We start from the raw sequence: 23,406 nt of genomic DNA, 5'->3' as shown, positions 1-23,406 counted from the left end.
CGGTGACGGCGCCCTACTCGCAGGTTCTTAAGATCGTCTTCGCCGCGCTACTGGCGGCTTGGGGCCTTGGCATGCTGTCGGCACTGTGGTGGAAGCCGGCGCTGCAGCGATGGTGGGTGTTCAGGCCGCGCTGGCGGGGCGGCCTGCGCGCCAGCCGCGGCGGCGCGACCGTGCAGGTTCTGTTCGTCTTCTGCGTGATTGCGTTGATCGTCTGCGACCTGATCGGAGTGCGCTCGAGCTCGGCGACAACGGTGTTTGTGACCGCCCTGGCCGCCAACTTCATCGCCTGGGTCGTGGACGGCGCCAATGCCGCCGCACGTGAGTCCTGACGCAGGGTAGCCTCGGCAGCACAGCTTGCGTGCGCGATAGCCCAACGAAGACCGTTGCGCCTTCCAGTCCAGCAATCTCCTTGCTGGTCAGCAAAGCAACCGCCTTGTGCGATTCGAGCTGGAGCCGCCGCCTTCTGTGGGAGCGGCGTGAGCCGCGATTCGTCGTGAGCGGAGTCGCGATGTCGCGACTCGCATCGCTCTTACAAAGAGCGTCGGAGGCCGTTGCGCGGACGAGCTAGTCAGGCGGAGCTCTGGCCGAGCCAGCGACGGGTCAGGAAAAGCGACCCGCTACAAGGCGACGCACGCGATAGACTCAGTTCACGCACGCAGTGATCGAAGCGATAGGCGACCACCCAACGTACAATGCGCGCATCCGCCGCAGCCGATGCTTCGCCGACCGATATGAAGAAAACCACCCTCCCCGTCGCCCTGATCCAGGACCGCGACCACGGCTCGCGCGAGGCCAATCTGGCCAATATCGAGGACCGCGTGGGCGAGGCCGCCAAGCGCGGCGCCAAGCTGGTCCTGCTGCAGGAACTGCACAACGGGCCGTATTTCTGCCAGCACGAGTCGGTGGCCGAGTTCGACCTGGCCGAGACCATCCCCGGCCCCAGCACGCAGCGCCTGGGCGCGCTGGCCAAGCAGCACGGCGTGGTCCTGGTCAGCTCGCTGTTCGAGCGTCGCGCGGCCGGGCTGTACCACAACACCGCGGTGGTGTTCGACGCCGACGGCTCCACCGCCGGCAAGTACCGCAAGATGCACATCCCGGACGATCCGGGCTTCTACGAGAAGTTCTACTTCACCCCCGGTGATATCGGCTTCGAGCCGATCCAGACCTCGGTCGGCCGCCTCGGCGTGCTGGTGTGCTGGGACCAGTGGTACCCGGAAGGTGCGCGCCTGATGGCGCTGGCCGGCGCCGAGCTGCTGCTGTACCCGACCGCGATCGGCTGGGACCCGACCGACGAGCAGGCCGAGAAGGACCGCCAGCGCGACGCCTGGGTGCTCAGCCACCGCGGCCACGCGGTCGCCAACGGGCTGCCGGTGCTGAGCTGCAACCGCGTCGGCCACGAGCAGTCGCCGATGGATGCGGCCGGCATCGACTTCTGGGGCACCAGCCACGTGCTGGGGCCGCAGGGCGAGTTCCTGGCGCAGTCGGCCAAGGCCGAACCCGAGATCCTGATGGCCGAGGTCGACCTGGGCCGCAGCGAGCACGTGCGCCGGATCTGGCCGTTCCTGCGCGACCGTCGCATCGACGCCTACGGCGACCTGCTCAAGCGCTACCGCGACTGAGCCGGTGAGCGCCGCGCCCGTCGTGGTCCGCGCCGCGGTCGCCAACGACCTGCCGGCAATCGCGCAGCTGTACGCGCTGGAAGTGCGCGAGGGCGTGGCCACTTACGAATACGCCGTGCCCGATCAGGCCGAGATGAGCCGGCGCTGGCTGGCCGTGCTGGCCCAGGGCTACCCCTATCTGGTCGCCGAACTCGACGGCGCCTTCGCCGGCTACGCCTACGCCAGCAGCTACCGCAGCCGCGAGGGCTACCGCTGGACGGTCGAAGACACGGTCTATGTCCAGCCCGGGCGCCAGGGACGCGGCGTCGGCCGCGCCCTGCTGCAGGCGCTGATCGACGACTGTCAGGCGCGCGGCTACCGGCAGATGGTGGCGGTGATCGGCGACGGCACCAACACCGCCTCGGTGGCGCTGCACGAGCGCCTGGGTTTTCGCACCGTCGGCGTATTCCGCGGCCTGGGCCGCAAGCACGGGCGCTGGCTGGATACGGTGCAGATGCTGCGGCCGCTGGGGCCAGGCGACGCCGAACCGCCGGCCTGATCTGCACGTTCCAGGTGCCATTCGCGCACATTCGACCGACAGACGGTAGACATAAAACGAACGAGCGTGCTATTTTCCGCTCATGTCCAATCTCACCGCCACCGGCAAAGGCGCCGCCACCCGCGACGCGATCATCGACCGGGCCTACAGCATCGCCGTCGGCGGCGGGGTCGAAAGCCTGTCGATCGGCCCGCTGGCGCAGGCGGTGGGCATGTCCAAGAGCGGCGTGTTCGCCCACTTCGGCTCGCGCGAAGACCTGCAGCTGGCAGTGCTGGACGCCGCCGGCCAGCGCTTCCTCGAATACGTGCTGCTGCCGGCCCTGAAGGCCAAGCGCGGCCTGCCGCGCCTGCGCGCGATCGTCGCGGCCTGGTTCGATTGGGCCCGCCATACCTCCGGCGGCTGCGTGCTGTTGTCGGCCGTCAACGAATACGACGACCGCCCCGGCCCGCTGCGCGACCGCGTCGTGCAGCACGAGACGCGCTGGCGCGACGACATCGCCCGCGCGGTGCAGATGGCGGTCGACGCCGGCGAACTGCAGACCGACACCGACGCCCACCAGCTGGCGTTCGAGATCTACGGGCTGGCCCTGGTCGTGCACCACGACGCCGGCCTGTTCGGCTTCGAAACCAGCGTCGAGCGCGGCCAACGCGCGTTCGAACGCCTGATCCGCTCCTACTCCTCCCCCACCGCCTGAGCTCGCGCAGAGAGGCTCCGCCATGTACCCGCTTATCTCCAAAATTAGCACGACCGTTCGTAGTTTTATGAAGCTATACGGCGTTCGGCTCAGCTTCGGACTGGGCCGCTGGCTCGCGCCCGAGGCGACCATGCGCCGCGCGGCGCGCCTGTTCTGCACGCCGTTCGCGTCCTCGCGCAGCCGCGCGCTCGCCGCGCCCAGCCATGGCGCGCGCGAGGGCGCACTGGAGATCGACGGCCAGCGCATCGCCACCTACGTCTGGGGCGATCCGCAGGCGCAGCCCTATGTGCTGTTCGCGCACGGCTGGTCCAGCCATGGCACCCGCATCGCGCCGTGGCTGGACGCGCTGCGCGCCAACGGCTATGCCGTGGTCGCCTTCGACCAGCCCGCGCACGGCAAGAGCGGCGGCCGCCAAAGCACCCTGCCCGACTTCACCCACCACCTGCTCGCGGTCGGCCGCCACTACGGCCCGGCGGCCGCGGTGATCGGGCATTCGCTGGGCGGTGCGGCGACCCTGCTGGCGATGGCGCGCGGCCTGCGCGCCGAACGCGCGGTGCTGATCGCGCCGGCCGCCGACCCGGTCGCGGCGGCGTACCGCTTCGCCGATCTGGTCTGGGTCGGCGAGCACCTGTGCCGGCGCATGTTCGCCTACTTCGAGGCGCGCATCGGCATCGGCTTCCAGGAACAGCAGGCCCATCTCAACGCCCCGGCCATCGCCAGCCCGGCCCTGATCGTGCACGACCTGGGCGACCGCGAAGTGCCCTGGTCGGAAGGCGAGCGCTACGCGCGCTATTGGCCGGATTCGCGCCTGCTCAGCACGCGCGGGCTGGGCCACCGGCGCGTGCTCGAGGACCGCAGCGTGATCGAGGCCGGTCTGCGCTTCCTGCAGGGCGAACGCGTCGGCGACCGCATGGTGTCCAGCCCCAACCTGCCCTACGGCTGGGCGTGACGGCCTCGCCGCGCCTGCGTTGCGGGCGCGGCGATGAAGAGGCGCAGCGCCCGCGCACGTCGAGACGATGCGCAAAGCAGGCCATGCCGACGCGTGCATGCCGACGAAGCCGCATGCGCCTGCCGCACCCGCGCCCCTTGTTCGCACGCCGCGCTTGCTTCTACTCTGCGCGCTTGCGGCCGCAGGCCGCGACGCACTCAGGGGAACGTCGGTGGATCGGACTCGGCATACGCACGCCCGCGGCGCACGCCCGGACGCAGGACGGGGCGCGGCCGCATGATCTCGCCGGTGCGGTTGTTGCTGATCCTCGGCGCCGGCCTGCTTGCGTTCGGCTGGCTCAAGCGCGAGACCCTGCCCGCGCCCGTCGAACTGCTGCCCGAGGTGCGCACCGAACCGCGTCAGCGACTGCATAAGGACACGCCGTTCTCGGTGCGCGCCGGCGAGGTCGACTACCGCATCGAACCGGTCGCCGACTACGACATCACCGGCCTGGTGGTGAGCCGGCACGACTCGGACACGTTCTGGGACCGCTTCCATTCGCGCTACAACGACCACCTCAATATCGCCGACCTGTGCCTGGTCTGGGGCGCCAATGCCAGCGACGGCGCCTACGAGCACATGGCGTTCTGGAACGGCCAATGGACCTGCAACTTCCGTTACGGCGGCGCTGCGCCGATCGGGCCCGAACACATCCGCGCCCTGTCCAACAACCACCTGCTGACCGAGCGCAGCGACATCGCCGAACGCATCCGCGGCCTGCGCGTGGGCGACCAGGTGCGCCTGCGCGGCCAGTTGGCCGTGTACAAGCACAACGTCGGCCTGAACTACGAACGCGGCACCTCGCTGTCGCGCGACGACACCGGCAACGGCGCCTGCGAGACGCTGTTCGTCAGCCAGCTGGACCTGTTGCGGCCGGCCCCGGCCTGGCCGCGCTGGCTGCAATGGCTGGGCGCGGCCTTGCTCGCGATCGGCCTGGTGGCCTGGTACAAGGCGCCGTTCGCCGCCCGCGACGAGTGACGGCACCGGATCGGTCTCGCGCCGGGCACTTCCGGCCGCGGACGCGGTCGGATCAGGGCGGTTTGCCGCTATCCCCCCCAGCCTCTATCCTGCCGGCCTTCCTGTGCCAGCCCCCGTACGGCGCCCAACCACCGAATGAATGATCCGATGACCGACGGCCTGAACGGCCAGCCCCATGCCATCGTCGAACGCGACGGCGTCCGCTACACCCTGCTGGGCACCGCGCACGTGTCGCAGGCCAGCGTGGAAGCGGTACGCGACGCGATCGGCAGCGGCGCCTACGACGCGGTCGCGGTGGAGCTGGACCCGCAGCGCCTGCAGGCGCTCACCGATCCCGACGCACTCGCGCGGCTGGACCTGATCCAGGTGCTGCGCACCGGCAAGACCGCGCTGTTCGCCGCCAACCTGGCCCTGGCCGCGTATCAACGCCGGCTGGCCGAGCAGCTGGGCATCGAGCCCGGCGCCGAGCTCAAGCGCGCGGTGATGGAAGCGCGCCAGCGCGAACTGCCGGTGCACCTGATCGACCGCGAGGTCGGCCTGACCTTCAAGCGCGCCTCCAGCAAGCTGGGCTGGTGGGGCCGGGCCAAGCTCGGCGGCGGCCTGCTGACGGCGCTGTTCGTCGACGAGGAAGTCGGCGAGGACGAGATCGAGAAGCTCAAGCAGGGCGACCTGCTCGAATCCAGCTTCGGCGAGTTCGCCAGCGAGAGCCCGCAGCTGTACGAAAGCGTGATCGCCGAACGCGACCGCTACATGGCCGCGCGCCTGCGCGAATCGCACGGCGACGCGCGCGAAGTGCTGGCCGTGGTCGGCGCCGGCCACCTGGCCGGCCTGGCCCAGCACCTGCGCGAGGAAACGCGCGCGCCGGCGGCCGTGCGCGAAGAACTCGAATCGCTGCCGAAGAAGAGCTCGGTGCCCTGGTTCACCATCTTCCTGTCGGTGTTCGTGCTCGGCGGCTTCGCCTGGGGCTTCTGGCGCGGCGGCATCGACGTGGGCTCCGACCTGCTGCTGCAGTGGGTGCTGGCCACCGGCGTGCTAGGCGCGATCGGCTGCGCGATCGCCGGCGGCCATCCGCTCAGCATCCTGGTCGCGTTCGTGGCCTCGCCGATCACCCCGCTGCATCCGGCGCTGGCCTCGGGCACGCTCAGCGCGCTCACCGAGGCCTGGGTGCGCAAGCCGACCTACGCCGACTTCATGGCCCTGCGCGACGACGTGCAGACCTGGCGCGGCTGGTGGCGCAACCGCGTCGCACGCGTGCTGCTGAACTTCTTCCTGACCAGCCTGGGCACCGCGATCGGCGTGTGGACGGGTGGGTTGAGGATGTTGGGTAAGTTGATCGGCTGATCGATCGACGCGGCGGGTAGAGCAAATCCCCCTCAATCCCCCTCTACAAAGGGGGAAGACCAGCGATGAGCGCCGACCGTTCCGAAGCCGACGGTTCCCCCCTTTGTAGAGGGGGCCAGGGGGATTTGCTGTTGCTCTGAGCAGTCTCCCAAGCTCAGCCTTTCTTCTGCTCCGCCGCGATCCACGCATCGATATGCGCCTCCAGCGCCTGCAGCGGCACCGAGCCCGTCGCCAGCACTTCGTCGTTGAACGCACGCAGGTCGAAGCGCTCGCCCAGCGCCGCCTTGGCCTTGGCGCGCAGCGCCGAGATCTTTAGCTGGCCGATCTTGTAAGCCAGCGCCTGCCCCGGCGTGCCGATGTAGCGGTCGACTTCGTTGACGATGTCCTGGTCGGTCTTGGCGGCGTTGTCCTTGAAGTAGGCGATCGCGCGCTCGCGGCTCCAGCCCTTGGCGTGCATGCCGGTGTCGACCACCAGCCGCACCGCGCGCCACATCTCGTAGGTGAGCTGGCCGAAGCGATCGTAGGGATCGTCGTACAGGCCCATGTCGTAGCCCAGTTGCTCGGCGTACAGGCCCCAGCCTTCGCCGTAGGCGACGAAGTAGGCGGTGCGGCGGAACATCGGCCGCTCCGGCAGTTCCAGGCCGCGCGCGAACTGGAAGTGGTGGCCGGGCACCGCCTCGTGCAGCGACAGCGCCATCATTTCCCAGATCGGGCGCACCTCGGGCTTGTACAGATTCACGTAGTAGAAGCCGGCGCGGCTGCCGTCGACGGCGCCGGGCTGGTAATAAGCAGTGGTGGTGTCGGGCGCGATGTTGTCCGGAATCGGACGCACGCCGTAGGGCTGGCGCGGGATGGTGTGGAACACCTTCACCAGTTCCGGATCGATGCGCTTGGACAGCGCGCGGTACGCGGTCAGCAGTTCCTGCGGCGTCTTGTAGAAGAACTGCGGATCGCTGCGCAGGTAGGCGAAGAATTCCGGCAGCGTGCCCTTGAATCCGACCTCGGTCTTGACCTGCTCCATCTGCGCGCGGATGCGCGCGACTTCCTGCAAACCGGTCTGATGGATCTGCTCGGCGCTGAGGTCGGTGGTGGTGTAGTAGCGCGCCAGGAAGTCGTAGTAGGCCTTGCCGTCCGGCTGCTCGGCCACGGCGATGCCGGTGCGGGTCTTGGGCAGGTACTCGTCGTTGAAGAACGCGGCGAAGGCGCGATAGGCCGGCACGATGCGTGCGCTGATGACCTGTCGCGCCTGCGCCTGCAGCGCCGCGCGCTCGGACTCGGGCACCGCGGCCGGGAAACGCAGGAACGGGCGGTAGAACGCGCTCTTGACAGGATCGACGACCAATTGCGAGGCGATCTGCGCCGGCACGCGCTGCATCAATACGCGCGGCGGCGTGTTGCCCTGCTTCAACCCTTCACGCATCAGCGCCGTGGTCTGTTCGATCACGGTCGGCAAGGCGTTCAAGCGCGCCAGCCAGTCGCGGTAGTCCTTGATGCTGGCGAACGGCAGCACCTCGGCGATGCCGTCGGCGGTCTGCACGCCGCCCTGGTGGCCGACCGGCTGCAGGTATTCGCGGAACTTCTGCCGCTCGATGTTGCGTTCCAGGTTCCAGACGTAGGTGTCGTAGTCGAGCTGGCTGTCGGCCGACAAGGTGCCGCGATCGATCGCCTTCAGGCGCGCGAGCGCATCGCGGTCGGCGGCTTCGCGCTGCGCGATCGCGGCCAGGCTGCGGTCGGTCCAGCGGTCGTTGAAACGGTTGTCGCCGTTGTAGCTGGCGCCTTCTGGGCTCTCGACCAGGCCGCGTTCCCATTCGGCTTCGAAATAGCCCTTGAGTCGGGCATTGGCGTCCTGCGCGCGGGCGGGCGCGACGACGAACACGGCCGCGGCGGCCGCGGCGAACACGAGTGTGCGGAACATGCGCTATCCCCAGGGAACTGCCCCCGAGTCTAGCCCCCGACTTGCGTACCCGCGCTAGGCCAAAAGTCGTTGTCGGCACTAGCGGACCGATTGGGACAGGTGGCCGGGTTCATGCCGACACGTGTCGCATGCGGGTGAGACAGCCGCGCGCCGACCCGCCGCTCAGCGGCGGTGTCATGCGGAATCGTCGATGCCCCGGCCCGGAAGGACCGCGCGGACTCAGGCCGCGTCGGCGGCCGTGGTGAAGCTCTCGCCGCAGCCGCACTCGGCGCTCACGTTCGGGTTCTGGAACACGAACTGCTCGCCCAGGCCCTGCTTGATGAACTCGATGCGGGTGCCGTCGACCAGCGGCAGGCTGATCGGATCGACGAAGATGCGCACGCCGTCCTGCTCGAACACCGTGTCGCCCTCGCGCTGCTCGCGCGCCAGGTCGGCGATGTGCTGCCAGCCCGAGCAGCCGGTGCGGGTCACGCCGAAACGCAGGCCCAGGGCGTCGGGCGTCTCGGCCAGGAAGTGGCGGACACGGTCGAAGGCGGCGGGAGCGAGGGTGACGGACATCGGACGGATCTCGTGGCTCAGGCGGTCATGGTACCAGGGGCGCCGTTACGACGGCCCTGGCCCAGCCGATATGGCGCCGCGACACAGCGTTTCAAGTTTCCGGCGGCGCCAGCAGGTAGGTCGCGAAACTGCCGAGCCAATGCGCGCCCGCATAGTGCACGTCGCTGACCGCGGCCAGGCCGCTGTCGCGATGCCGCGCGGCGGCGGCACGCAGCGCCGGGATGCGGCGGTCGCCGGGCGGCAGGCCGCGCGCCATGCCCTCCAGCATCCAGGCGCGGCTCAGGTTCAAGCCGTCGAGATGGGCGAGCTTGCCGTCGGTGGGGTCCAGCACCACGCCCGGGCTCAGCCAGCCGGCGTCGGCCTTGCGCGGGATGCCGGGCAGGAAGGCCTTCAGCCAGCGTGCGTACTCGGCCGGCGCCAGCACGCGCCGCATCAGGTCGGCTTCGGCCAGGCAGGGCGAGAGGAAGTCCTGACCCGAGGGCTCGTAGGCGATCGGACAGTCGCGGTCGTTCAGATGGAACTGGCGCACGCGCGCCAGCAAGGCTTCGCGCAGGCGCGCGTCGCCGCTGCGCTGCGTCCAATCCAGGGCCAGGCCGAACGCGAACGCGGTCTGCGAATGCTCGCCGACCCGGATCGGCATGGTCAGCTTGGGCAGCCAGCGCAGCAGGCGCGCGGCGGCCTCGCGTTCCAGCGGCTCCAGCGCCGCGGCCCATTCGCGGCCCTGCGGGTCGTCCCAGCCGCGCAGCTGCGCGCCCAGTTGCAGCAGCCAGGCCAGGCCGTAGGGGCGTTCGAAGGAGTCGTCGCTGCCCGCGCGCAGGTAGGCCAGCTCGCCGGCGATGTTGGCGGCGGTCAGATTGGCGGCCAGGGCGCGTCGCGCCGGTGCGGCGAACTCGGCCTGCGGATAGCGCTGCAGCAGGCGCACCAGCAGCCAGTGGCCGTGCACCGAGGAGTGCCAGTCGTAGCAGCCGTAAAACGCCGGATACAGCTTGCGCGGCGCCTGCACGTCGGCGTCGCTGCGCAGCTGATGCGAGACCTTGTTCGGGTATTCGCGCTGCACGCACTCCAGGGCCAGCTTGGCGAAGCGCCCGGCCCGGGCCTCGTCCAGCGTCGCCGGCGCCTGCGCCCAGGCGCTCGCGGCGCACAGCCACAGCAGCGCCGCCATCCAGACTCGTCTCATGCCCGCTCCCCTGCCCGATTCGAGCCCGAGTGTAGCGGCGGCCCGGACGCTTCGGGTGGCGCCGATCCGCTATCATTCCGGGTTCTTATCGAACAGCGTTCCAAGGCAGGAATCTCATGACGGTGGTCAGCGTCGAACAGGCACTCGCAGGCAAGGTCCCGGCGGGCGGTGAAGTCACGGTCCGCGGCTGGGTGCGCACCCGTCGCGATTCCAAGGCCGGGCTGAGCTTCGTCAATGTCAGCGACGGTTCCTGCTTCGCGCCGATCCAGGTGGTCGCGCCGGCCACGCTGTCCAACTACGACAGCGAGATCAAGCACCTGACCACCGGCTGCGCGGTGATCGCCACCGGCACCCTGGTGGCCTCGCAGGGCCAGGGCCAGAGCTACGAGATCCAGGCCAGCGCCGTGGAAGTGGTGGGCTGGGTCGAGGAGCCGCTGACCTACCCGATGCAGCCCAAGCAGCACACGCTGGAGTACCTGCGCGAGTTCGCCCACCTGCGTCCGCGCACCAACCTGTTCGGCGCGGTCACGCGCATCCGCGACTGCCTGGCCAAGGCCGCGCACCGCTATTTCCACGAGAACGGCTACTACTGGATCAGCACGCCGATCATCACCACCTCCGACGCCGAAGGCGCGGGGCAGATGTTCCGCGTCTCCACCCTGGACATGGCCAACCTGCCGCGCGACAGCCAGGGCGGGATCGACTACGGCCGCGACTTCTTCGGCAAGGAAACCTTCCTGACCGTGTCCGGCCAGCTCAACGTCGAGGCTTACTGCCTGGCGCTGAGCAAGGTCTACACCTTCGGCCCGACCTTCCGCGCCGAGAACAGCAACACCACGCGCCACCTGGCCGAGTTCTGGATGATCGAGCCGGAGATCGCCTTCGCCGATCTGGCCGAAGACGCGCGCGTGGCCGAGGAATTCCTCAAGTACATGTTCCGCGCCGTACTGAACGAACGCGCCGACGACATGGCCTTCATCGCCGAACGCGTGCAGAAGGACGCGATCACGCGGCTGGAGTCGTTCGTCAACGCGCCGTTCGAGCGCATCGAGTACACCGACGCGATCAAGCTGCTGCAGAACGCCGGCAAGAAGTTCGACTTCCCGGTCGAATGGGGCCTGGACCTGCAGACCGAGCACGAGCGCTGGCTGACCGAGGAACACGTCGGCCGCCCGGTGGTGGTGACCAACTATCCGGAGCACATCAAGGCCTTCTACATGCGCCTCAACGACGACGGCAAGACCGTCGCGGCGATGGACGTACTGGCGCCGGGCATCGGCGAGATCATCGGCGGCAGCCAGCGCGAGGAGCGCCTGGACATGCTGGACGCGCGCATGGCGCAGTTCGGCCTGGACCCGGCCCACTACGGCTGGTACCGCGACTTCCGCCGCTACGGCACGGTCCCGCACGCCGGCTTCGGCCTGGGCTTCGAGCGCCTGGTGGTGTACGTCTGCGGACTGAGCAACATCCGCGACGCGCTGCCCTACCCGCGCGCGCCCGGCAGCGCCGAGTTCTGAGGCGGCACGCATGGCAACCGTGACCCTGTATCGGCCGACCGGCCCACAAGAACTGGCCCTGGTCGAAGCCAGCGGCTTCCGTCGCTGGCCGCCGCGCCTGCCCGAGCAGCCGATTTTCTACCCGGTGACCAACGAGCAGTACGCGATCGACATCGCCACCCAGTGGAACATCAAGGACAGCGGCGTGGGCTATGTGACCCGCTTCGAGGTCGACGCCGGCTTCATGGCGCGCTATCCGATCCAGAAGGTCGGCGGCGCGCACCACACCGAGTGGTGGGTGCCGGCCGAGGAACTCGAGCAGCTCAACGACCATATCGTCGGGACGATCGAAGTCATCGGCGAGTACCGCGCGCCCGCGTCCGAGTAGCCTGTGATCCTGTTTCTAGCCCTGCTGTTCGTCGCCGTCGCCATCGCCGGCTTCTGCGCCTTCGCGATCTTCTGGCCCTTGTCGCTGGTGCATATCCGCGACCGCCACCCGCAGCTGCAGCAGGAACTCGGCGCGGGTGCGTTCGCCAATCCCAGCGCCTGGCGCTGGCTGCTGGCGCGCGGCTACCGCAGCGCCGACGACCGCAATCTCGATGGTCTGGCCAATCCGGCGCGGCTGTCGCTGCTGACCATCATCGCCGGCCTGGTCTGCGCCGGCCTGCTGTGGGCCTTGTCGGCGGTGCTGCCATGAGCGACGAACCTATGAGCGATACCCCGATGAACGAAGCCCTGCGCGAGGAATGGTGGCTGGCGACCCTGGGGCGCACCGTGATCTGGGCGCGCTTGCGCGTGCTGGAGGCCGGCACCGCCGAGGTCTTCGACAGCGACGGCAACACCCTGCCCTACGACAGCGAGGACAGCGCCCGCGCCGCGCTGATGGATGCCGAGTTCGTGTCGCTGGACGGCCTGGACGACGAGGACGCGGCCGAACGCGGTTTCGCGGTCGACGAACTGATCCCGCCGCGCGCCGACGACGATGCCGCCCTGCGCGATCTGATGGTGCGCAAGCTGCCGCAGCGGCACTGAGTCCGATGTACCTGCCGCGTGCCTTCGCCGAGACCGACCTGGCCGCGCTCGACGCGCTGATCGCGCGCGACAACTTCATCAGCCTGACCACCGTGCGCGACGGCGAGCCGACCGTCTCGCACCTGCCGGTGCTGTACCGCCGCGACGGCGATCGCATCCAGTTGCGCGGCCATTGGGCCAAGCCCAATCCGCAGGCCACCCACGCCGGCGCTGCGCTGGTGGTGGTGCACGGCCCGCAGGCCTACGTTTCGCCGGGCTGGTACACCGACAAGGAAGAAGCCGCGCGCGTGCCGACCTGGAACTACGCGGTCGCGCATCTGCACGGGCGCCTGGACCTGTTCGAGGACGAGGCCGAACTGGCGCGTCTGGTCGACGACTTGAGCCGGCAGCACGAGGCGCGCGTCGGCAGCGACTGGCGTTTCGAGTTCGAGCGCGAAGAACTGCGCCGGCAGTTGCGCGGCATCGTCGGGTTCCGTTTCGAGGTCGAGCGCGCCACGCTCAAGTTCAAGTTCAGTCAGAACCATCCGCTGGCCAACCGCATTGCCGTGGCCGAGCGGTTGGACGCGCAAGGCGGCGAAAACGCGCGCGCGGTCGCCGCGCTGATGCGCACCGGCCTGCCCCCGGGCTGACTCTTTCCCTTCCGCCACACCGTTCCGGAGACCCGCCATGGACCTCGATCTCACCGGCAAGCACGCCCTGGTCTGCGGCGGTTCCGACGGCATCGGCCGCGCCGCCGCGCACGAATTGGCCTTGCTGGGCGCCGACGTGACCGTGCTGGCGCGCCGGCCCGACGCGCTGCAGGCCGTGGTCGCGGCGTTGCCCGTGCGCGGGGCGCAGCAGCACGGCTGGATCGCCGCCGACGTGTCCGACAGCGCCGGCCTGCGCGCGCAGGTCGAGGCGCTGGCCGCCGGCCGTCCCGTGCACATCCTGATCAACAACACCGGCGGTCCGCCCGGCGGCGCCGCCCACAGCGCGCAGATCGACGCCTACCTGGACGCCTTCCAACGTCACCTGGTCGCCAACCAGACCCTGGTGGCGGCGGTGCTGGCGGGCATGCAGTCGGCGCGCTGGGGCCGCATCGTCAACGTGATCTCGACGTCGGTGAAGGAACCCATCGTCGGCCTGGGCGTGTCCAACACCATCCGCGGCGCGGTCGCCAGCTGGGCCAAGACCTTGTCGCGCGAACTGGCGCCGTTCGGCATCACCGTCAACAACGTGCTGCCCGGCTACACCGAGACCGGCCGCATCGCGCAGATCATCGGCGATCGCGCGCGGACGTCCGGGCAATCGGAAGAGGCGATCGTCGAAGGCATGCGCAAGACCGTGCCGGTCGGCCGCTTCGCGCAGCCGGCGGAGATCGCCGCCAGCATCGCCTTCCTCGCCTCGCCCGCCGCCGCCTACGTCAACGGCGTGAGCCTGGCGGTGGACGGCGGACGCATGCAGTCAATCTGAGTGCAGTCAATCTGAGTGCAGTCGATCTGAGTGCGGTCGATCTGAGCGCAGGCGCGACGCAGCGCTCAGCCCGTCGTTTCCGCCGCAATCGGCACGGCGCGCCCCAGGCGCGAGCGTTCGAACCACCATAGCGCCGCAGCGAACGACAGCCAGGCCAGGAACCAGGGCCAGGACGGGCCGCGCCGGGGGTTAGGATCGGCGGCGACCAGAGTCGACGGCGACGCCGGTTGCGCGGCCAGCGTCAGCGTGCGCTCGCGCAAGGCGCTGGCGTGCAGCCCCGGCGCTTCGTCGCTGCGGCGCACCGCAAACGGCCATACGCGCTCGCCCTGCCGCAGGCGGTGCCAACCCGGCAGACGCGGCCAATAGCCCGCGCAACGGCGCGCGCCGCTGGCCGGATCGATCAGCAAGGGCAGCTCGCGACCGTCGGGTGCGGTCACGCGCGCACCGGCGCTCAGCCCGCACAGGCTCATGCGCTGGTGCGGACGCGCGTCGCTGTCGATCTGAGGCGCATCGCCGGGCTGCGCGCGCGCGACCGCGGCCAGCGCATCGTTCCAGATCCGCGCATGCAGATCGCCGCGGCCGCCCAGGGCCAGACGGAAGCTGTCGGTCAGCGTCCACAGCGCGACCCGGCCGCGCCCTTGCTCGCGCCAGACCGCTAGCGCGACGCCGTTGCTGTCGCGCAGCAGGGTTTGCACCTGCGGCGATTCCAGGCGCAGCACCCGCCGGCTCAGTACCGGCGTCTCGGGCACGGCCTCGTCGCGCACGCGCGGCGCATCGGCGCTGCCCGGGCCGATGCGCGCGCGGATCGCGTCCTCGTCGGCGCCGCCGTCCAGCGCCAGCTTGGCGTTGGCGGCATCGCGGCCGGCGTCGACGTTCAAGCCCAGCGACCGCCACTGCGCGCGCGTGCCGTCGGACAAGGGTCCGGTAGTGCGCAGGATCAGACCCAGGCCGCCGCGCACCGCTTCGATCAGCGACGCGCGTTGCGCCGCGCCCAGGCCGTCCCAGCTGCGCTCGTCCAGCACCGCCAGATCGTAACCGCCCAGGCTGGCGGCATTGAGAGCGATGGGCGCGTCGCCCAGCTGCAGGCCGCCGCCGACGCTGATCTGGGTCTGCAGCCGCGCGCCGCTGTCCACGGCCCAGCGGCGCAGGTATTTGAGTTCGGGGCTGGGCGCGCCGGCCAGGATCAGGATGCGCGGCGCGGGTTCGTCCGTGGTCTGCAGCGGCAGATCGATGTCCTGCACCGTTTTGCGCTGCGCGTCAAACAGACGCAGGGTGAAGTTGCTTAACCCCGCGCCGCGTGCGGTGCCGCTCAGGGCGAACGCGCCGTCCGCATCCAGCGCAGCGCGATCGACGCGCTGTCCCGCCGGATCCAACAATTCCGCACTGCCGCCGTCCAGTCCGCTCGCCTGCGCGTGGACCAAGAAATCGTCGCCGGCCGCGACGCGGCGCGGCAGCCACAGGCCGCTGAGTCCGCGCGGCAAGGGCGCGGCTTGGAACTCGATCGTCAGGCTGCGGGCGGCGTCCGCATCGCGCGCTTCCAGACCGGCGCCGATCACGCGCAAGCGCCGCGTGCCTGGGTGGCGGCGCAAGGCGGTGGCCAGATCGGGCACGCGTTCGCCCGCTGCGTCATTCGGCGCTTCCGGCAGGATCACCCGCACCTCGCCGGCGGCTTTGTCGCCGACATCGCGCGCGCCGGCCGTCGCCACTAGCATCGTGCCCGCCTCGCCCGGCAAGGTCGGCGGCAGCAGGGTCAGGTACAGCAGCGCGGCGGCGACGGGCTGCGCGGCCAGCAGCAACAGCAGGCGCCAGCTGCGCGCGCGCTCGTGCCTGGGCGTGCGCGACTGCCGCAGGATCAGGCCGGCCCAGGCCAGCAGCACGGCCAGAGCGAGCAGTGCGGCCAGCGCGAATTCGGGCGTGGCGTACGCGGGGTTCATGGCGCCGACTCCCGCCGCAAGGCATCCAGATAACGCCGACCTTCCTCACCGCCGTCCTCGCGTCGCGGCAAGGCCGCCGGCGGACGCTTGAGCAGCGGCCACAGCAGGCCGCGCAGGCGCGCCCGGCACGGCACGCAATCGGGCCGTTCGCGCAGCGCGTCGATCGCGGCCACGAACGCCAGCGGATCGGCCACGCGCGACTCGTGTTCGCTCAGCCAGCGCTCCAAGGCGGCGGTGTCGATGCCCGCGCCCTGCGCGCCCGGCGCCGTTTCCAGCGCGCCCCACAAGGCTTCCAGAGGCGTATCGGTGGCGACCGTCGCGCTGAGCGCATCGGCGCGCCGCGCCAGGCCTTCGCGCTCGCCGCTCATGCGCCGGGTCTCGTCGATCGGCGGCAGTTCCGGCCCGACCCGCGCCAGGTAGATGCGGCTGGCCTGCTGGACCTGCTTGATGTAGCGCAAGGCGCGATAGGCGTAAGGCAGCGCCTGCTCGGGATGGGCCTGGCGCAGGTGCAGTTCCGACTGCCACATCTCGTCCAGCGCGGCCTTGAGCAGCTTGCGGGTTTCCGGATCCAGCAGCGTCGCCGCTTCGGCGTGGTCGTGGGTGTGGCCGTACTCCTCCAGCAACGAGCCGGCATCGCCGAAGCGCGAGGGCGTCTGCGCCGGCGCGTGATCGTGGTCGTCGTGCGCGTCGGCGTCCGCCGCGGCCGGCGCATGATCGTCGTGTTCGCCGTCCGCGTGGGCGACGTCTTCGGCGTCGTTGGTCGGCGGCGGCTTGGGCTCGCCCTCGGACTCCTCGCCCAGGAACTGGCCGTAGCGCAGGCGCAGGATGCGCTGGTCCACGCCGATCCCGTCCGAGCGCTGCTCGTAGGTCGCGGCCGCGAGTTTGCGGCGCTGTGCGTACAAGGCTTCGGCGTCGATGATGATCTGACGCTGGCTGCGGAAGTACGCGGGCAACGTGGTCTTGACCAGGCCCTCGAGGCCGGTCGCCTCCTGGCCCAGATCGGCGGGCCAGCGCAGGATCAGGCTGGGGCTGCGCGTGGTTTGCGGTTGCGGGGCGCGGTTGTCGTCGACGCTGAGCTGTACGATCAGGTCGTCGCCGACCGCGAAGCCCAGCGCGGCCAGGTCCAGTCGGTGCGCGTAGCGCTTGGCGGTGGCGCCGCCGTTGCCGCGCAGGCTGATGCGCTGCTCGCGGAAGGTGATGTTTTCGCCCGAGCCCTGGGCCAGGGTGATGCGCAAGATCGCATTGGCGGCCAGGCCGTAGTCGTCGCTGGCGTCGAAGGCCAGCGGCCATACGCGCTGGCCCGGGGTGAGCAGGCTCAGGCCGCGGTCGGGCTCGATCACGCCCAGCTGCGGTGCACGGTCGGGCGCAAGGTCTACTCGGTACAAACGGCGCGGCTGCAAAGGCAGCGCTTTGGCATCCAGCACGATGCGGTAGAGCGTGGACTTTTCCAGCACCGCGCTGGCCGACCAGTCCTCGCCTGCGCGCGTCAGCGGCACGCGGCGACCGTCGTGAAAGACCAGCTCGACCGAGTTCGGCTGCGGCTGGAAGCGCAAACGCCAGCGCAGGCGCGCGCCCTGCACGGTCTTGGCTTCGAGCTGGTCTTGTTCGCGCGCAGGCAGGCGCGTGTAGGCAGGCGGAGCGATCGCGAGCGCGGCGTCGCTCAAACGGGTCTGCGTGGGCGCCGGCGACAGGCCGACCGCATCGGCGAGCCGCTCGTGCAGCGGCAGGTCGTTGGGGCGCGGCCACAGGCCTATCGCCAACAATGCCAGCACCGCCAGCGAACCGGACCAAGCCAGGCGTCGCAGCGACCAGGCCGGGCGCAAGTCGGGCGTGGCACCGTCCTCGATGCGCCGTTGCAGACGGGCGCGCTGCAGGCTCTGCAGCGCACCCAGCTTGGCGCCATCGGCGAACAACAGATCCGCGCTGTCGTCCATGTCGGCGCGGTGCGCATTGAGCCGGCGCACCAGCCAGGCCGTGTCCAGGCGCAGCGACACGCGCCAGGCTATGGCCGCGACGATGGCCGCCGCCAGCACCGCCACCGCAATCGCGGTGCCCACCCCGCTCCACCGCCACGCCAGGCAGGCAGCGAGCAACACCCAGGGCGCGCCGATGAGCAGCGCATCGGCCGCACTTCGCCAGCGCGCCGCATGCAACAGCCGTTGCAGCCGTTGCGCCGCGCTCATGGCGCACCACCGCGACGCGGACGGCAGGCGAGCCAGCGCTCCAGCACGAACAAGGCGCCGATCAACAGCGCCAGCCAGGGCTTGAGATCGCGCGCGGGCGTGTCGTAAGTCGGGCCGCCGTGGCGCGGCGCGTAATCGCCGGCCGAAGTCAGCGTCGGCGCCGCGACGGGTGCGCTCAGCAAAGCGCGCAGGCCGCGCGGAAACTCCGGTTCCAGTAGCAGCGGCAGGCTCTGCGGCGTGAGCGCGCGGGTGAAACGCAGCACGCGGCCCTCGCGGTAGCGCCCGCCTTCCGCCAGCACCCGGCCCTCGCCGTCGCGCCACAGCGGCAGGCTGGACGCCAGGGAAGGCGCCTGCGTGTCGGCCGCCAGCACCAGCGTGCCGCCCGCGCCCGCCCACTCCAGCACGGGTGCGGGCAGCGGTCCGGGCGCGAGCCATAGCAGATTGCGGACCTTGGGATCGCTGGGCGCGGCCGCGGTTGCGACGGCGGCGTCCACCGCGGTGCCTTGCGGCGACCAGGATGCGATGGCCGCGCGCAGATACGGCAAGGCGGCCGCGTGGTCGGGCGCATAGCGGATCGCGGCCTTGACCGGCGCTTGCGCGGCGGCGACCGATGCGGCTGCGTTCGAACCCGCCACCACGCGCCATTCGACCTTCCGCGACAGCCGCGGGCGTTCGCCGTCCGCGCCCGACAACTGCGCCGGCACGACCACCTGCAGCGGCACATCGGCCGGCAGAGTCGCGTCGAGTTCGCGCAGCAGGCTGGCCAGCGGCTGCGCGCGCGCAGGCATCGGCGTATCGATGCTCGGACTGCCCGGCGCCAGCCAACGCACGCGCGCATCAGCGGGCAGGTCCAGGGCCCGAGGATCGATACCCGGCGCGACCGCCACCCAGGGCCGCACGGTGGCGCCGCCGTACATCGCCGGCCGCGCCAGCCATAGCGCCAACAAGGCCAGCAACAGCAGACGCAGCAGCAGCAACCAGCGCTCGTCGAAGCGGATGCGATGGCGCGGGCGCGGCTTCTGGCGCAGCCAGCGCAACGCGGCGAAGTCGGTCGGGCGCTGCTCGCTGCGTCGCGCCAGATGGATCAGCAGCGGCAGCAGCAAGGCCGTCAGCGCGGCCAGCGCGGCAGGCAGCAGCAGGGCGAAATTCACGCGTACTCCGCGGCGTCGCGGGCGCCGAACAAGCGCCGCAGCGGCAGGTCCAGTTCCTGGTCCAGCACGTATTCGGCGTGGCGGATGCCGCAGGCGTCCAGGCGCGCGTCGATCTGCGCGCGCGCCGCGGCGAAGCGGGCCAGGAACTCGGCGCGCAGCGCGACGCCGTCGCCCAGCAGCTCTTCGCCGGTTTCAGCATCGCGGAAACGATGCCCGCCCTGATACGGGAAGTCGCGCTCTTCGGCGGTGAGAATGCGCAGGCTCAGCACCTCGCGCCGCGCCGCGGCCAGACGTTCGGCCACGGCGATGCCGCTCTCGTCGAATCCGTCGCCCAGCATCAGCACCAGGTCGTCGGCGCGGATGCGTTCCCACAGCGGCCGCAATTGCTCGCTGCCGGGCCAGCTACCGCGCGCCGACAGCGCCTGCAGCTCCAGCAGCAGACGGTCGCGTTGACGCGGGCCGCTGGCCGGCGCGAGCAGGCGCAGGCCGTCGTCGCGCAACGCGATCAGGCCGAAGCGATCGCCCTGGCGCAGGGCCAGCTCGGCCACGCAGGCGACCAGGGCCTTGGCCGCATCCAAGCGGCTCCAACCCGGCCGCGCCGCATCGGCCTGGTTCATCGAGGCGCTGGCGTCCAGCAGCAGCCACACCGCCAGCGGACTCTCGCGTTCGGCCTCGCGCACGAAGAAGCGGTCCGAGCGCGCGTACAGCTTCCAATCGATCTGGCGCAGTTCGTCGCCGGGCTCGTAGGCGCGGTACTGGGCGAACTCCAACCCGGCGCCGCGGCTGCGGCTGCGGTGCAGGCCCAGCCCGTGCGCGCCGACCGCGCGCCGCGAGGTCAGGCGCAGGTTGCGCAGACGCGCGCGCACCGCCGCCGGGATCAGATCGCCGCTCATCGCAATCGCCGCCCTGCCCCTGCGCTCAGGCGCCGGCGAACCGCACGCCGCGCACCAGCGCGGCGATCACGTCGTCGGCGCTCTTCTGCTCGGCCTCCGCGGCGAACGACAGCAACAGGCGGTGACGCATCACCGGCGCCGCCAGCGCCAGCACGTCGTCGCGCGTCGCGGCCAAGCGGCCGTGCAGCAGCGCGCGCGCCTTGGCCGCCAGCACCAGCGACTGACCGGCACGCGGGCCCGCGCCCCACTTCACCCATTGCCGCACTTCGGCCAGGGCGCTGTCGCGCGGCCGGCTGGCGCGCACCAGGCGGGTGATCCACAGCAGCAGATCGTCGCCCAGATGGACCTCGCGCACGCGCGCCTGCAAGGCCAGCACCTGCTCGCCGTGCATCACCCGCGGCACCTGCGCGCTGTGCGCGCCGGTGGTCTGCTGCAGGATGTCGTGCTCCTCGCGCTCGCTCGGATAGTCGACGCGGATATGCAGCAGGAAGCGGTCCAGCTGCGCCTCCGGCAAGGGATAGGTGCCGGCCTGTTCCAAAGGATTCTGCGTGGCCAGCACGAAGAACGGCGACGGCAGGGTGTGGGTGACGCCGGCGTAGCTGACCGTGCGTTCCTGCATCGCCTCCAGCAGCGCCGCCTGGGTCTTGGGCGGCGTGCGGTTGAGCTCGTCGGCCAGCAGCAGGTTGGTGAAGATCGGGCCGGGCTGGAAGCGGAAATGGCGATGACCGGTGCCGTGATCCTCTTCCAGCAGCTCGGTGCCGAGGATGTCGCTGGGCATCAGGTCGGGCGTGAACTGCACGCGCCGGAACTGCAGTTCCAGCGCCTGCCCCAGCGAGCGCACCAGCAGGGTCTTGCCCAGGCCGGGCACGCCTTCGAGCAGGCAGTGGCCGCCGGCCAGCAGGCCGATCAGCAACTGCTCGACCACGTCGTCCTGGCCGACGATGGCCTGCGCGATCGCGCTGCGCAGCGTGCTCAGCTGGGCCAGTTCGGCCTGGATGTCGGATTCGCTGGGGGTCTGGCTCATGGGGTGCCCTTGCTGGATGCGTTCACGCGGTCAGCGCGTACATGACGATGTTGACCGCGAACTTGGTGTTGTCCTCGGCCAGGAAGCGCTTGTTGCGCCAGTCGTAGTCCCACTCGCAGCCGTAGTCCTTGTTGCTGTAGAGCACGCCCAGGCGGCCGTCGATCTCGATGCCCTGCAGGTACTCGTGGACCAGGTCGTCGCCCCAGCCGTTGAGTTCGAAGCCGGTCGCCGGCGGGCCGTCGAAGACGAAGAAGCTGCGGTAGAGGGGATGGTTCTTGGGCAGCTTCTTCATCGCCTTGCGGCCGAAGATCGCCGCCATCTGCGATTCGAAGGAGCGCGCGAACAGGCCGTCGATGTCGTGGTTGCAGTCGTCGACGAAGACGAAGCCGCCGTTGCGCACGTAACGCTCGAAGTTGCGGCGCTCGTCGGGATTGAACTCGACCAGCTTGTGCCCGGCCAGGTAGCAGAACGGCGCGGTCAGCATCTTCGGATCGGCCAGCGCCAGCACGTGCTCCTTGGGGTCCACGCGCAGGTTGGTGTAGTCGATCAGCGAGGTGATCAGGTTGGCCGGCATGCGCTGGTCCACGTCCCAGTCGCCGGAGTCGTACTTCAGGCGGGTGAACCAGAAGTCGTACTCGGCCGCCGCCGACGCCGCCTGCCAGGGCCGCGACAAGGCCGCACCGGCCAGTCCGCCCAGCATCAGGCGCAGGAACTGCGCGCGGTTCATGCGCATGCGTCCGCGCGTCGGAACGCCGGGGCATGCGGGACGGCGACGCGCATCGGCACGGCCTACAGCGAACGCGCGGTGTTGATGACGTTCACGCCGTTGAAACGCGCGGTGCTGGAGCCGTGCGAGACCGCCGACACCTGGCTGGGCTGGCCCTTGCCGTCGAAGAACGAACCGCCGAGGCGGAAGTCGCGCTGGTCGCAGACGGCCACGCAGGCGTTCCAGAACTCCGGCGTGCGGATCTGGTAGGCCGCGTCCTCGACCAGGCCCACGACCTGGCCGTTCTTGATCTCGAAGAACAGCTGGCCGCCGAACTGCGCGTTGTAGCGCTGCTGGTCGATCGAATACGAGCCGCGCCCGTGCACGTACAGGCCGCGTTCCACGCCCTTGACCATCTCGGCCACGCTCAGCGGTTTCTTGCCCGGCAGCAGCGAGACATTGGCCATGCGCTGGAACTGCACGCTGGACCAGCTGTCGGCATAGCTGCAACCGTGCGATTCCTTGTGGCCGAGGATGAGGGCCTCGTCGCGGGTGGCCTGGTAATCGACCAGGATGCCGTCGCGCACCAGATCCCACTGCCGCGTCTTCACGCCTTCGTCGTCGTAGCCGACCGCGCCCAGGCTGCCGGCGCGGGTCTTGTCGGCGACGAAGTTCACCACCTCGCTGCCGTAGCGATAGCCCTGTTCGCGTTTGTCCAGGGTGGCGAAACTGGTGCCGGCGTAGTTGGCCTCGTAGCCGAGCACGCGGTCCAGTTCCAGCGGATGGCCGACGTTCTCGTGGATCGTGAGAAACATGTTCGACGGGTCCAGCACCAGGTCGTACTTGCCGGGCTTGACCGAGGGCGCCTTGAGCTTGGCGCGCGCGTGCTTGGCGGCCGCGACCGCGTCCTCCATCACGTCGTAGGAACTGCCGTAGCCGGTCATGCCGCCGGGCAAGGCGTGCTTTCCGGCCGGATCGGCGTCCAGGTATTCGTAGCCCATGCCCATCGGCGCCGACAGGCCGTCGCGGGTGCGGAACTTGCCGCTGGCCTTGTCCACCGCGGTGGCGGTCAGCGGCAGCCAGATCCGGTGCACGTCCTGATCGATGTAGCTGCCGTCGGTGGACGCGAAATACTTTTGTTCGTTGATCACGAACAAGGTGGAATTGACGAAATCGGCACCGGCCTTCATCGCCGCGGCGTTCACGCCCAGCAGCAGCTCGACTTTGTCCTTGATCGGCACCGCCATCGCGTTCTTGCGCACCGGCGTGGCCCAGCGCACTTCGCCCACGCCCTGCACCGGCGCCAGTTCGACCTTGCGGGTCAGCACCTTGGCGTTGGCGCGCGCGATCGCCAGCGCCTGACGCGCGGCGGCGGCCACCGCATCGGGCGTGGAGCGCGCGGTGGCGGCGAAGCCCCAGGCGCCGTCGCTGAGCACGCGGATGCCGACGCCGGCGGATTCGCCGTTGACGATGTTGCGTACCTGCGCCTCGCGGGTGATCACCGACTGGCGCAGATAACGGCCGATACGCACGTCGCAGTAGGAGGCGCCGCCCTCGCGGGCCGCGTTCAAGGCCGCATCGGCCAGAGCGCGGCGACGCGCGGTGTCTACCGGTTCCAGCAGGGCCTCGGCGGCGATGCTGCGGCCGTAGGGAAGCATGAGGCCGGCCAGGCCCAGGCCGGTGAAACTCAGAAAATCGCGTCGTTGCACGGCTTGCGGACTCGGCTG

General features: G+C 70.3%; 23 protein-coding genes. 13 read left to right on the top strand and 10 right to left on the bottom strand.

Annotated features, from left to right (window positions below; genetic code table 11):
• The first annotated feature begins 2 nt into the window (after positions 1–2).
• The 7 genes from LVB77_RS11755 to LVB77_RS11725 all read left to right on the top strand — a co-directional run bounded on the left by LVB77_RS11755 (position 3) and on the right by LVB77_RS11725 (position 6,158).
• Entirely contained in the window at positions 3–329 is a 327-nt protein-coding gene (locus tag LVB77_RS11755; RefSeq protein ID WP_232906301.1) for a hypothetical protein, read from the top strand.
• A gap of 402 nt (positions 330–731) precedes the next feature.
• Positions 732–1,619 carry a carbon-nitrogen hydrolase gene (locus tag LVB77_RS11750; RefSeq protein WP_232906300.1) on the top strand — a complete coding sequence of 296 codons (888 nt, stop codon included), beginning with the start codon at positions 732–734 and terminating at the stop codon, positions 1,617–1,619.
• 4 nt (positions 1,620–1,623) lie between these two features.
• Positions 1,624–2,157 (top strand): GNAT family N-acetyltransferase, encoded by a 534-nt coding sequence (locus LVB77_RS11745; protein ID WP_232906299.1) that lies wholly within the window; start codon positions 1,624–1,626, stop codon positions 2,155–2,157.
• 82 nt (positions 2,158–2,239) lie between these two features.
• Positions 2,240–2,851, top strand: coding sequence for a TetR/AcrR family transcriptional regulator (locus LVB77_RS11740; RefSeq protein ID WP_232906298.1), 612 nt, complete (start codon positions 2,240–2,242; stop codon positions 2,849–2,851).
• 67 nt (positions 2,852–2,918) lie between these two features.
• Positions 2,919–3,800 (top strand): alpha/beta fold hydrolase, encoded by an 882-nt coding sequence (locus LVB77_RS11735; RefSeq protein ID WP_232906297.1) that lies wholly within the window; start codon positions 2,919–2,921, stop codon positions 3,798–3,800.
• 276 nt (positions 3,801–4,076) lie between these two features.
• The gene (locus LVB77_RS11730; RefSeq protein ID WP_232906296.1) at positions 4,077–4,817 is read left to right on the top strand and encodes a hypothetical protein; all 741 of its coding nucleotides are present in this window, start codon (positions 4,077–4,079) and stop codon (positions 4,815–4,817) included.
• Between the two features lie 135 nt (positions 4,818–4,952).
• Entirely contained in the window at positions 4,953–6,158 is a 1,206-nt protein-coding gene (locus LVB77_RS11725) for a TraB/GumN family protein (RefSeq protein WP_232906295.1), read from the top strand.
• A 154-nt stretch (positions 6,159–6,312) separates the two neighbouring features.
• Here the strand turns inward: LVB77_RS11725 and LVB77_RS11720 are convergent, their stop codons facing one another.
• The 3 genes from LVB77_RS11720 to LVB77_RS11710 form a co-directional block, all read right to left on the bottom strand.
• Complete coding sequence (locus LVB77_RS11720; RefSeq protein WP_232906294.1) at positions 6,313–8,073, bottom strand: DUF885 domain-containing protein; 1,761 nt, start codon at positions 8,071–8,073, stop codon at positions 6,313–6,315.
• A gap of 219 nt (positions 8,074–8,292) precedes the next feature.
• Complete coding sequence (locus tag LVB77_RS11715; RefSeq protein ID WP_232906293.1) at positions 8,293–8,631, bottom strand: iron-sulfur cluster assembly accessory protein; 339 nt, start codon at positions 8,629–8,631, stop codon at positions 8,293–8,295.
• Positions 8,632–8,722: 91 nt separating this feature from the next.
• A complete protein-coding gene (locus LVB77_RS11710) occupies positions 8,723–9,808 on the bottom strand; it encodes a DUF2891 domain-containing protein (protein ID WP_232906292.1) in 1,086 nt (361 codons plus the stop codon).
• A gap of 116 nt (positions 9,809–9,924) precedes the next feature.
• Here LVB77_RS11710 and asnS point away from each other — a divergent pair, with 116 nt between their 5' ends.
• Genes asnS through LVB77_RS11680 form a run of 6 tightly spaced genes read left to right on the top strand, consistent with a single transcriptional unit; the run spans position 9,925 to position 13,788 of the window.
• A complete protein-coding gene (gene asnS / locus LVB77_RS11705; protein WP_232906291.1) occupies positions 9,925–11,325 on the top strand; it encodes an asparagine--tRNA ligase in 1,401 nt (466 codons plus the stop codon).
• Positions 11,326–11,335: 10 nt separating this feature from the next.
• Positions 11,336–11,692 (top strand): ADP-ribosylation/crystallin J1, encoded by a 357-nt coding sequence (locus tag LVB77_RS11700; protein WP_232906290.1) that lies wholly within the window; start codon positions 11,336–11,338, stop codon positions 11,690–11,692.
• A 3-nt stretch (positions 11,693–11,695) separates the two neighbouring features.
• On the top strand, positions 11,696–12,001 hold the full coding sequence (locus LVB77_RS11695) for a hypothetical protein (protein ID WP_232906289.1): 306 nt from the start codon (positions 11,696–11,698) through the stop codon (positions 11,999–12,001).
• A gap of 11 nt (positions 12,002–12,012) precedes the next feature.
• The gene (locus tag LVB77_RS11690; RefSeq protein ID WP_232910267.1) at positions 12,013–12,336 is read left to right on the top strand and encodes a hypothetical protein; all 324 of its coding nucleotides are present in this window, start codon (positions 12,013–12,015) and stop codon (positions 12,334–12,336) included.
• A gap of 5 nt (positions 12,337–12,341) precedes the next feature.
• Complete coding sequence (locus LVB77_RS11685; RefSeq protein ID WP_232906288.1) at positions 12,342–12,965, top strand: FMN-binding negative transcriptional regulator; 624 nt, start codon at positions 12,342–12,344, stop codon at positions 12,963–12,965.
• Positions 12,966–13,002: 37 nt separating this feature from the next.
• A complete protein-coding gene (locus LVB77_RS11680; RefSeq protein ID WP_232906287.1) occupies positions 13,003–13,788 on the top strand; it encodes an SDR family NAD(P)-dependent oxidoreductase in 786 nt (261 codons plus the stop codon).
• Positions 13,789–13,853: 65 nt separating this feature from the next.
• On the opposite strand, the gene LVB77_RS11675 is transcribed toward LVB77_RS11680, so the two are convergent.
• From LVB77_RS11675 to LVB77_RS11645, 7 genes are all read right to left on the bottom strand, one after another.
• Positions 13,854–15,722, bottom strand: a complete 1,869-nt coding sequence (locus tag LVB77_RS11675) for a carboxypeptidase regulatory-like domain-containing protein (RefSeq protein WP_232906286.1) — start codon at positions 15,720–15,722, stop codon at positions 13,854–13,856.
• Complete coding sequence (locus LVB77_RS11670; RefSeq protein ID WP_232906285.1) at positions 15,719–17,905, bottom strand: DUF4175 domain-containing protein; 2,187 nt, start codon at positions 17,903–17,905, stop codon at positions 15,719–15,721. The genes LVB77_RS11675 and LVB77_RS11670 overlap by 4 nt, the downstream gene beginning before the upstream one ends.
• Entirely contained in the window at positions 17,902–19,056 is a 1,155-nt protein-coding gene (locus LVB77_RS11665; protein ID WP_232906284.1) for a BatA domain-containing protein, read from the bottom strand. Before LVB77_RS11665 ends, LVB77_RS11670 begins: the two co-directional genes overlap by 4 nt.
• Complete coding sequence (locus tag LVB77_RS11660; RefSeq protein ID WP_232906283.1) at positions 19,053–19,949, bottom strand: DUF58 domain-containing protein; 897 nt, start codon at positions 19,947–19,949, stop codon at positions 19,053–19,055. The genes LVB77_RS11665 and LVB77_RS11660 overlap by 4 nt, the downstream gene beginning before the upstream one ends.
• Before the next feature lie 25 nt (positions 19,950–19,974).
• Positions 19,975–20,973: a MoxR family ATPase gene (locus tag LVB77_RS11655; RefSeq protein WP_232906282.1), complete on the bottom strand. Its 999-nt coding sequence runs from the start codon at positions 20,971–20,973 to the stop codon at positions 19,975–19,977.
• Between the two features lie 22 nt (positions 20,974–20,995).
• Positions 20,996–21,700, bottom strand: a complete 705-nt coding sequence (locus LVB77_RS11650) for a DUF4159 domain-containing protein (RefSeq protein ID WP_232906281.1) — start codon at positions 21,698–21,700, stop codon at positions 20,996–20,998.
• Positions 21,701–21,762: 62 nt separating this feature from the next.
• Entirely contained in the window at positions 21,763–23,388 is a 1,626-nt protein-coding gene (locus LVB77_RS11645) for a TldD/PmbA family protein (RefSeq protein ID WP_232906280.1), read from the bottom strand.
• Positions 23,389–23,406 lie beyond the last annotated feature (18 nt).

The sequence above is a fragment of the Lysobacter sp. 5GHs7-4 genome, assembly GCF_021284765.1.
Classification (GTDB): domain Bacteria; phylum Pseudomonadota; class Gammaproteobacteria; order Xanthomonadales; family Xanthomonadaceae; genus Lysobacter.
Note: the sequence above shows the minus strand (reverse complement) of the source record. Positions and strands in the feature narration are given on the sequence as shown.